We start from the raw sequence: 9920 nt of genomic DNA on the forward strand, positions 1-9920 counted from the left end.
GCGGAATCTCCGTGTCTGACAACGAACCTCGTATCGAGACCCGCGACGCCTGGGTCGAGTTCCCCATCTTCGACGCCAAATCACGATCACTGAAGAAGGCGTTCCTCGGCAAAGCAGGCGGGGCGATCGGGCGCAACAACTCCAACGTGGTGGTGGTCGAAGCGCTGCGCGACATCACCATGTCGTTGTCCCTGGGCGACCGGGTGGGCCTGGTGGGGCACAACGGCGCGGGCAAATCCACGCTGCTGCGGCTGCTTTCGGGCATCTACGAGCCGACGCGCGGATCGGCGTCGGTGGTCGGCCGGGTGGCGCCGGTCTTCGATCTGGGCGTGGGCATGGACCCGGAGATCTCCGGCTACGAGAACATCATCATCCGCGGCCTGTTCCTCGGCCAGACCCGTAAGCAGATGGCCGCCAAGGTCGACGAGATCGCCGAGTTCACCGAGCTGGGCGACTATCTGGCGATGCCGCTGCGCACCTACTCCACCGGCATGCGGGTGCGGCTGGCGATGGGCGTGGTCACCAGCATCGACCCGGAGATTCTGCTGCTCGACGAGGGCATCGGCGCAGTGGACGCCGAGTTCTTGAAGAAGGCCCAGACCCGTCTGCAGAAGCTGGTGGAGCGGTCCGGAATCCTGGTGTTCGCCAGCCATTCCAACGAATTCCTGGCCCGGCTGTGCAAGACCGCGATGTGGATCGACCACGGCACCATCCGGATGACCGGCGGGATCGAGGAAGTGGTCGGCGCCTACGAAGGCCCCGATGCGGCCCGGCACGTGCGTGAGGTGCTCGCCGAGACGCAGGCCAGGGACACGGCGTGAGCGAAACCGTCTACGCCGTCGTGGTCACCCACCGGCGGCCGCGGCAACTGGCCGAGTCGCTGGCGGCGCTGACGAGCCAGACCCGCACACCCGACCACGTGATCGTGGTCGACAACGACAACGACACCGCGGTGGCCGACCTGGTGGCCGGGCAACCGGTGCCGTCGACCTACCTGGGATCTCGGCGAAACCTGGGTGGCGCAGGTGGTTTCGCGCTGGGCATTCTGCACGCCCTGGCCGCCGGCGCGGACTGGGTGTGGCTGGCCGACGACGACGGCCGTCCCGCCGACGACGGCGTGCTGGCAGCCCTGCTGGACTGCGCGGCCAAACACCACCTGGCCGAGGTGTCTCCCATGGTGTGCAATATCGACGACCCCTCGCGGCTGGCCTTCCCGCTGCGGCGCGGCCTGGTGTGGCGGCGCGAGGTCAGCGAACTGCGCACCGGCGCATCGGATGAGGGCCTGCTGCCGGGGATCGCCTCACTGTTCAACGGGGCCCTGTTCACCGCGGATGCCCTGGATGTGGTCGGCGTGCCCGACCTGCGGTTGTTTATGCGCGGCGATGAGGTCGAGGTACACCGCCGGCTGGCGCGGTCGGGGTTGGCGTTCGGGACATGCCTGAATGCGGCCTACCTGCACCCGTGCGGATCGTCGGAGTTCAAGCCGATCCTGGGCGGACGGATGCACGCCCAGTATCCGGACAGCGCCGCCAAACGTTTCTACACCTACCGCAACCGCGGCTATCTGATGGCGCAGCCCGGGATGCGGCGGTTGCTGGTCCAGGAGTGGCTGCGGTTCGGCTGGTTCTTCCTGGTGTCACGCCGCGACCCGGCCGGCCTGGTGCAGTGGGCCCGACTTCGCCGGCAGGGCCGCCGAGAACAGTTCGCCAAACCGGAGGGGCAGCAGTGAGTTTCGATGACGTTGCCGCGCAGTCCAAGTCGTTCGCGCGGGCACGTGCCGATCTGGTGGACGGATTCCGTCGCCACGAGTTGTGGCTGCATCTGGGCTGGCAGGACATCAAGCAGCGGTACCGGCGCAGCGTGCTGGGCCCGTTCTGGATCACCATCGGCACCGCCACCACCGCGGTGGCGATGGGCGGTCTGTACTCCAAGCTGTTCCACCTCGACCTGGCGGTGCACCTGCCCTACGTGACGCTGGGGCTGATCGTGTGGAACCTGCTCAACGCCGCCATCCTGGAGGGCGCCGACGTGTTCGTCGCCAACGAGGGGCTGATCAAGCAGTTGCCGACACCGTTGAGTGTGCATGTCTACCGGTTGGTGTGGCGCCAGATGATCCTGTTCGCGCACAACATCGTCATCTATGTGCCGATCGCGCTGATCTTTCCGAAACCCTGGTCGTGGGCGGATCTTTCGGTGATTCCGGCATTGCTCCTGATCGCGCTGAACTGTGTGTGGGTGTCGTTGTGCTTCGGGATCCTGGCCACCCGCTACCGAGACATCGCACCGCTGTTGTTCTCGGTGGTCCAGCTGCTGTTCTTGATGACGCCGATCATCTGGAACTACGACACCCTGCGCGCTCAGGGGGCGACGCGCTGGACGTCGGTGGTGGAGTTCAACCCGCTGATGCACTACCTCGACCTGGTGCGGCTACCGCTGCTGGGGGCGCATCAGCCGCTGCGGCACTGGGTGGTGGTGCTGGTGCTGACAGTGGTGGGCTGGTCGGTGGCCGCCCTGGTGCTGCGCCAATACCGGGCGCGAGTGGCGTACTGGGTGTAGCCCGTACTGCGGGTCAGTCGATCAGGTCGCCCAGGCCGAAGAAGGTGAGCACCGCGTCGAGACCGTCCAGCGGCAGACCGGGGTCTACAGGCTCCACAGTGACCGCCTCGTCGAATTCCAGCGGGGGGACCACGTCCGCGATGTCCAGCGGTGCGACCACATTGTCGAGGTCACCCGTCGTGAACAACTGGAACAGGTCTTCCCACCCGGACAGCATTGCCTCACTGGTGCCGGGATCGAGCAATTGCCCGGTGAACCAGTTGCGGGTCGAATACCAGTCCACCAGCTCGTCGAACATGAATTTGACGCCGTCGAAGGCGGAGCCCAGGATGCCGGAGAAAGCGTCCTGAAAGCCTTCGAAGCCTTCGGTGATCAGAATTAGGGGCGCGCCGATCGCCAGAGTCACGGGGATGACGAAAAACAGTTCGCCGATCGCCTCAAGAGAGATGACGAAGGGGAACCACGGATAGTCCGGGTTGTCCAGAATCGGGATGATCCAGTTCAGTCCGGTCAACGTGCCGATGATGTCCATCAGGCTGGAATCGCCACCCAGCGCGGTCAAGTCGACTGGGGCGACAACCGACGCCGGCGGGGCGGGAACTGCAGGAATAGTGCCGGGCGGGGCCGCTACGCCACTGGCCGCGAGCGCGACCATGCCTGCCGTCGCAACACTGAGAAAGGCAGGGGGATATCCGCTCGACGCTGTCCACATAACGACAAATTGTATGGCAGTGCAGGCCGATATTCGTGCGCGGTAGCCTGCCTGATGCGAATTCGTTGCGGCAGCCGGTGAGACCCTGCACAGGACATCTCAGTTCAATCGATCACCTGGGTATCGGTGCCGAGATATTCTCCGCGCCCGGCGATTTCGCGGCACGCGGCCACCACCCACCCGCACAGTGAGGCCCAAGCAAAAGAAACACCCCGCACAAATGTGCGGGGTGTTTCTCTTACGCTGTCCGAACTACTACGGCAGAATCTGCTGACCGTTTTGACCGTTCTGGCCGTTGACACCGTTCGCACCCGGGTTACCGGTGCCGCCACCAGCGGCGCCACCGTTGGCACCCGTGCCGCCAGTGCCTCCGACACCACCCGGCGCACCAATGCCGTCAGCTCCGTCGCCGCCGTTGCCACCGTTGCCGCCGGCACCACCGTCGCCGTCGACACCGTTGGTCCCGCCGGTACCGGCCGTGCCACCGGCACCACCGGCACCACCCACGGCACCGCTACCACCGGGGCCACCGTCGCCACCGGGCTCACCCTCCTCCGAGGGCAGTCCGTCGGCGCCATTGCCGCCGTTGCCGCCGGCGCCACCGATACCACCGGCGCCACCGTCGCCACCGACACCGGTCGCACCACCGGCCTCGCCACCGGCGCCACCGTTGCCACCGTTGCCACCGGCAACGCCGTTCCCGCCGTCGGGCTCGAACTCGTCACCGTCGAAACCGCTCGCCCCGGCGCCGCCATCCCCACCGGCACCGCCAACGCCGCCGTTGCCGTCGACGCCTGCGGCACCCGCAGCACCGTTGGCGGCGCCGGCACCGGCCGCACCGCCGACACCGCCCTGGCCACCGGCCGCACCGTCGCCACCCTGACCGCCGATGCCCTCGACACTGGTCGCGCCATCACCGCCGGCGCCGCCGGCACCACCGACGCCGCCGGCACCGCCGTTGCCGCCGTTGCCGGCCTGGCCGCCGCCCTGACCGCCGGCGCCACCGTTGCCCGCGTCGCCACCGGCGACACCGTCGCCACCGTCAGCGCTTTCTTCCGTGCCAGGCGTGCCGGCCGTGCCGGCCCAGCCGTCTCCACCGACGCCGCCGTTGCCACCGTCGCCGTCGACACCCGCGGCACCGGCATTACCGGTTGCACCACCGGCCGCACCACCGGCCGCAGCAGCACCACCGGCGCCACCGTCACCACCGTTACCACCGACTGCATTGGCCAAGCCGACAGCGCCGGCCCCGCCGTCGCCACCGCGACCGCCGTTACCTCCAGCACCGCCGTTGCCGTCGACACCCGCCACACCGTCGACGGAGCCGACGCCGGCCGCGCCGCCGAGGCCGCCCTGACCGCCGACAGCACCGTTGCCGCCGGCACCGCCGCCACCGCCGTTACCGTCGCCATCGTTGTCGAAGGTGCCGGCAAGGCCGGTCGCGCCATCGCCACCGTTGCCACCGGCGCCACCGACACCACCGGCGCCACCGTTGCCCGCGATACCCGGGGTGTGCACCCCGAAGAAGCCCCCGGCGCCACCGTTACCGCCGACGCCACCGTTACCGGCGGCACCACCGGCCGTGGCGTTACCACCGTTGCCGTTGCCGTCGTTTTCGAAGGTGCCCGCAGCACCCGCGGCGCCCGCGCCTCCGGTACCGCCTTGACCACCGTTGCCACCGGCACCGGAGTTACCGAACAGCCCGGCCACACCACCGTTGCCGCCCGCGCCGCCGTTACCCGCTGCGCCGCCGGCCTGGTTCTCAGTGCCGGCAGCGCCGGTACCGCCGGTACCGCCGACACCGCCGGCACCGCCGTTGCCGAAGAAGAAGCCACCGTCGCCACCGACACCACCGGCGAAACCATCCAGACCGATGTCGCCGATGCCGCCCTGGCCACCGGCGCCGCCGTTGCCCAGCAAGAAGCCACCGTTACCGCCGTCACCGCCGAGGCCGAAGAAGCTGCCGCCGTCACCACCGTTGCCGACCAGGCCGGCGTTGGCGCCGTCGAGGGTGAAGTCGGTCGAGGCGAACTGGTAGGTGCCGCTTTCGATGCCGGCCAGCGTCACGACGTTCTCGTTGGCGTCCAGCAGGACTTCACCATCGGCGCCCAGTACCTCGTACTCGGCGTTGAGGAATGCGCCGGTGCCGCCGTCACCGAACAGGAAGCCACCGTTCTCGGCGGCGTTGTAGACCAGGTCGCCGTTCTGGTTGAAGCTGACGAACGCGTCGTCACCGTTGTCGAAGATGCCGTCGATACGCAGGCCGCTGCTGATCAGGAACTGGTTGATGCCATAGATCGGCTGGTAGATCAGCGTGTTGATGGTGTTGGCGATCAGCGCGTTGAGCTCGTCGAGCGGAGTGATCTCTGCCGCGCCGGGCACGCCGGCGTCGAAGAGGGAGCTCCAGTCATAGGACGAGGAGTCCACCGTCGTCGGCTCAAACCAGCTGAACAGGTCCTCGAAGAAGTCCTCGAAGTCAGCGCTGGCCGGCGCCGCCGTGACCGGGGTCAACCCGAACGCAAGGAAAGCCCCCGCGGCACTGGTGGTACCGACGGCACGGCTGAGACGACGCGTCTTGCTCTTGGCGGAAGAACGGTTCGACATGGTGTCCCTTCAGGAGAGGTTTAGCTTGGGCGGCTGACAGGGTCGTAAATAGCTTAGGCCGAATTAAGGTAACAGAGCTACGAGAAGCTAGGCAACCATTTGGAACGCGGGATGCTGGACGTCGGCTGAAACGGCGGTGAGCTGTCGATCTATGCGCCGAATGAGCGAATTAGTTGGACATTTGTCCGAGTAAGAAACGGACAACACGCGGGTTGGATACGCTCAGCTTGAGCGGATAACTGTGTTATGCATAGGTTTCCTAGCATGTTCCTGTAGAGATAGCTGAGGTATGGCCCGTCAGTCCGCTGTTGGGTGACGCCGCGCTGCTCCACAGTCACGACAGACGCCGCCGCGGGCCGCTGATTAGGATTCCCGGGTGGCCGAGATGACACCCCACCCCGTGGCACTGTCGACACAGGTGTGGCGCTTTCTCGTCACCGGAGCACTGTCGGCGGTCGTTGATTTCGGGCTCTACCTGCTGCTGTACCTGGGGGCGGGCGTTCCGGTCGACATCGCCAAGGCGATCAGCTTCGTCGCCGGCACCACCACCGCATACCTGATCAACCGGCGCTGGACCTTCCAGTCGGCGGCCCACGCCGGGCGTTTTGTCGCCGTCATGGTGCTCTACGCACTGACTTTCGGCGTGCAGGTGGGCATCAACCATGTCTGCCTGGCAGTGCTCGATTACCAGCGGTGGGCGTTGCCGGTGGCCTTCGTGGCCGCCCAGGGCACCGCGACCGTGATCAATTTCGTGGTGCAGCGGACGCTGATCTTCCGGGCGCGCTGAGTCCGGCCCCAAACGCCCGTGGCCCGGTCGAAGGACCGGGCCACGGGGTTGTCGGGACGAATGCCGTTACGGCTTGTCGGTGCCGTTGGTCCCAGTGGAAACCTGGCCGTTGATGGCCTGGCCAGGGGCGGCGAACTTCTCCAGGGACTGGCCCCCGGTACCGATGTTGCCGACGCCGGTGCCGTTACCGCCATTGCCCGCGGTCGCCTGACCGTTGGTGTAGAAGGAACCGTCACCCGGGGCGCTGTCGTTGTGCACACCGATGTTGGCGTAGCCACCGGCGCCGCCGGCACCGCCGTCGTAACCGGTGCCACCGTTACCGCCCTGCACCGTGTTACCGGTCGCGAACGCTTCGCTGCCGAGGCCGACGATCTGGGTTACCGCAGTGGAGCCGTTGCCACCCTTACCGCCGTCGTACCCGTCACCACCGTTACCGCCGGTAGCGGTACCGTTCGCGATGGACGACAGGCCACTGGCCTGGATGGCCGCCCGGTTGCCGTTACCGCCCAGAGAGTTCTCGCCGTACGCGTTGCCGCCATGGCCGCCCTGCGCGGTCCCCCCCGCCAGTCCGTATCCGGGGGCGCCGGCACCGAAGTTGCGTCCCGCGCTGATGTAGGCGAGCGCACCGGCGCCGCCGACACTGCCGGCGCCCTGGGCGTCACCGCCGTTGCCACCGGTCGCCGAGCCCTCATACACCTTGCCGTAGTTGAGCGCCCAGAGGTAACCCCGCGCGGCGGCGCCGCCTGTGCCGCCGTCCGCACCGGTGCCGCCGACACCGCCGATACTCGACGAGTTCTGCACGATGCCGTAGTCGGTGGTTTCGACATCAACGTTGCCGCCCTTGCCGCCCGCACCACCGACACCGGCGCCGCCGACCCCGGCAATAGCCAGGGTGCCGCTCACCGAGCCGCCGGTTTGGGCGGTGATGGTGGCCGCACCGCCGGCGCCGCCGACGCCGCCGTCGGTACCGACACCGGCATTGCCACCGGTCGCGCCGCTGCCGACGATGATGCTGTCGGCCCCGTCGGCCGAGATCGTCGCATTGCCACCGGCGGCCGTGGCGCTGGCGTCGCCGCCCGTCGCGTGGCTGTCCTGGATGGAACCGCCATTGGTGGCGCTCACCGTGGCAGTGCCGCCCACCCCGCCGTTGCTGCCGGCACCGCTCGCTGAGCCGTCGCCGCCGTTGCCACCGTTGCCGCCGGTGGCGGAGCTGTCGGCATCCACGGTGCCACCGGTGGCAGTGGAGATGCTGGCCGCACCACCATTGCCGCCCTTGCCGCCGGCGAAGCCGGCGCCACCATCACCACCGGCACCGCCGTTGCCGCCGGTGACCGTGCCCTTCGAGGTGATGCCACCGCTGATGGTGGCGGCCCCGCCGTTGCCGCCGGCACCGCCGTTGGCGGCATCTCCACCGGCACCACCGGCACCACCGTTACCGCCGATCAGGGTGACTTCTTGGTACGCCGAGCCGGCACCGACATTCAGGGTCACGCTCGCGCCGTTGCCGCCGGTACCGCCCACGCCACCGTTGGTGCCGTCGGCACCGCCGTTGCCACCATCACCACCAGTCAGGTGCACGTCGGTGAGGCTGCCGTCGCCGGTCAGGGCCACGTTGACACCGCCGCCCGCGCCGACGTGGGCGCCCGCCCCCGCGTCACCGCCGGTGAAGGTGCTGTTGGTGACGTTGCCGGTGCCAGCCACGGACACGTAGACAGCACCAGCGGCAGCACCCGTCCCGCCGTCACCACCTACCACATGCGTGTCTTGGATCGTTGAGCCCACACCGTTTGCCTGCAGCGAAGCCACGCCTCCGTCAGACCCGTTGACGCCATTGACCCCGTCGCCGGCCTTACCGGCCGTAGCCGTCGAGCCGGTTGCTGTGCTGTTCACACCCTGGGCCAGAATCCAACCGTGCCTGCCGGCACCACCGGTGTTACCGGTGCCGATGCCGTCACCGGCATCACCGCCCTTGGCGATACCAGAGGCTTTGGCCCCGTCGGCGGTCGCGCCCACCTGACCGGTGGCATAGGAGGCGTCGCCACCGGTCCCGCCGTTGATCCCAGCACCACCGTTGCCGGCATACGCCTGGCCGGAAGCTTCGGAGCCGAGGCCGTTGCTCAAGATCACGGCCAGGCCGCCGGCGCCGCCCTTGCCGCCGCCAAAGGCCGCGCCACCGTTACCGCCATAGGCCGAACCGGTCGCCGTACCGCCATTCGGTGAGCCGTAACCGGCCTGGACCCAGCCGCCGCCAGCGTCGCCGCCGACACTGCCGGAACCTTCGGCGTTACCGCCGTAGCCGCCGTAGCTGTCGCCGATCGCCGTGCCATTCGCAGTGGCATTGGTGGAACCCTCGGCACCGGCGCCACCCTTGCCGCCGTCGATGCCGGCACCACCGTCACCGCCATAGCCCTTACCACTGGCAGAGCTGTTCTCCCCAAGCGCCTCGACAGCACCACGCCCACCGGCGCCACCGGTGCCGCCGTCACCGTCACCGCCCCGGCCGCCGTAGGCGTCACCGGTCGCTTTGCTGCCCGCGCCGTCGGCCACCACTTCACCGACCCCGCCCGCGCCGCCGGTGCCGCCGTTGGTGCCGACACCGCCAGCGCCACCGTATGCGTTCGCGTTGTCGACCTCACCGCCGTTGCTGGCGATGATGCTGGCCGCGCCACCGGCGCCGTCCGTGCCCCCGACGGAGAAGATGCCGAAACCGGCGAAGCCGAAGTTGCCGCCGCCGCCACCGTCGCCGCCGTAGACGTGGCTGTTGGTGACCGTGCTGCCGTCCTCAGCGGTGATCGATGCGTCGCCACCGGCAGCGCTGTCCGACGCGTTGCCGCCGGTCGCCGAACTCGCTTCGATCCAGCTGCCGGTGTCGGCGAGCACCGAAGCCGCCCCACCGGCGCCGCCCGCACCACCGTCGCCGCCCGTGACCTCGGTTTCGATGACGGTGCTTCCCCCGGTAGCCGTCACCGTGGCACTGCCACCGTCGCCGCCACTACCGGCGTTGCCGCCAGTGACGGTCACGTCGGTGACCGTGGTGTCGGTCCCGTCCGCGACGATCGAGGCTGCACCACCCTCCGAGGTGTCGCTGCCGGCGCCGCCGGTGACCGAGCTACCGGTGACCGCGGCACCGTTGGTCGCCGAAATGGCCGCGTCGCCGCCCGCGCCACCGGTTCCGGCGTTACCGCCGGTGACCGAACTGTTCTCGATCGAGCTGTTTGCGTCGACGGTGACCGTGGCCGCGCCGCCGGCGAAGTCGGTCCT

General features: G+C 68.7%; 7 protein-coding genes. 4 read left to right on the top strand and 3 right to left on the bottom strand.

What is annotated here, in order from left to right; genetic code table 11:
- Positions 1-11 precede the first annotated feature (11 nt).
- From wzt to wzm, 3 genes are read left to right on the top strand one after another with little or no spacing between them, the layout of a single operon-like run.
- On the top strand, positions 12-821 hold the full coding sequence (wzt, locus tag AWC18_RS20730) for a galactan export ABC transporter ATP-binding subunit Wzt/RfbE (RefSeq protein WP_076050148.1): 810 nt from the start codon (positions 12-14) through the stop codon (positions 819-821).
- Positions 818-1729: a galactofuranosyltransferase GlfT1 gene (gene glfT1 / locus AWC18_RS20735; protein ID WP_085139952.1), complete on the top strand. Its 912-nt coding sequence runs from the start codon at positions 818-820 to the stop codon at positions 1727-1729. The genes wzt and glfT1 overlap by 4 nt, the downstream gene beginning before the upstream one ends.
- A complete protein-coding gene (wzm, locus tag AWC18_RS20740) occupies positions 1726-2556 on the top strand; it encodes a galactan export ABC transporter permease subunit Wzm/RfbD (RefSeq protein ID WP_085139953.1) in 831 nt (276 codons plus the stop codon). Before glfT1 ends, wzm begins: the two co-directional genes overlap by 4 nt.
- Positions 2557-2569: 13 nt before the next feature.
- On the opposite strand, the gene AWC18_RS20745 is transcribed toward wzm, so the two are convergent.
- On the bottom strand, positions 2570-3268 hold the full coding sequence (locus AWC18_RS20745) for a hypothetical protein (protein WP_133055009.1): 699 nt from the start codon (positions 3266-3268) through the stop codon (positions 2570-2572).
- Between the two features lie 255 nt (positions 3269-3523).
- On the bottom strand, positions 3524-5872 hold the full coding sequence (locus AWC18_RS22280) for a hypothetical protein (RefSeq protein ID WP_165758031.1): 2349 nt from the start codon (positions 5870-5872) through the stop codon (positions 3524-3526).
- A 385-nt stretch (positions 5873-6257) separates the two neighbouring features.
- On the opposite strand from AWC18_RS22280, the gene AWC18_RS20760 reads away from it, so the two are divergent.
- Positions 6258-6659 carry a GtrA family protein gene (locus AWC18_RS20760; protein WP_208858402.1) on the top strand — a complete coding sequence of 134 codons (402 nt, stop codon included), beginning with the start codon at positions 6258-6260 and terminating at the stop codon, positions 6657-6659.
- 66 nt (positions 6660-6725) lie between these two features.
- On the opposite strand, the gene AWC18_RS21755 is transcribed toward AWC18_RS20760, so the two are convergent.
- A partial coding sequence (locus tag AWC18_RS21755; protein WP_085139956.1) for a beta strand repeat-containing protein occupies positions 6726-9920 on the bottom strand: 3195 nt, incomplete at its 5' end.

This window comes from Mycolicibacter nonchromogenicus (assembly GCF_002101775.1).
GTDB lineage: Bacteria > Actinomycetota > Actinomycetes > Mycobacteriales > Mycobacteriaceae > Mycobacterium > Mycobacterium nonchromogenicum.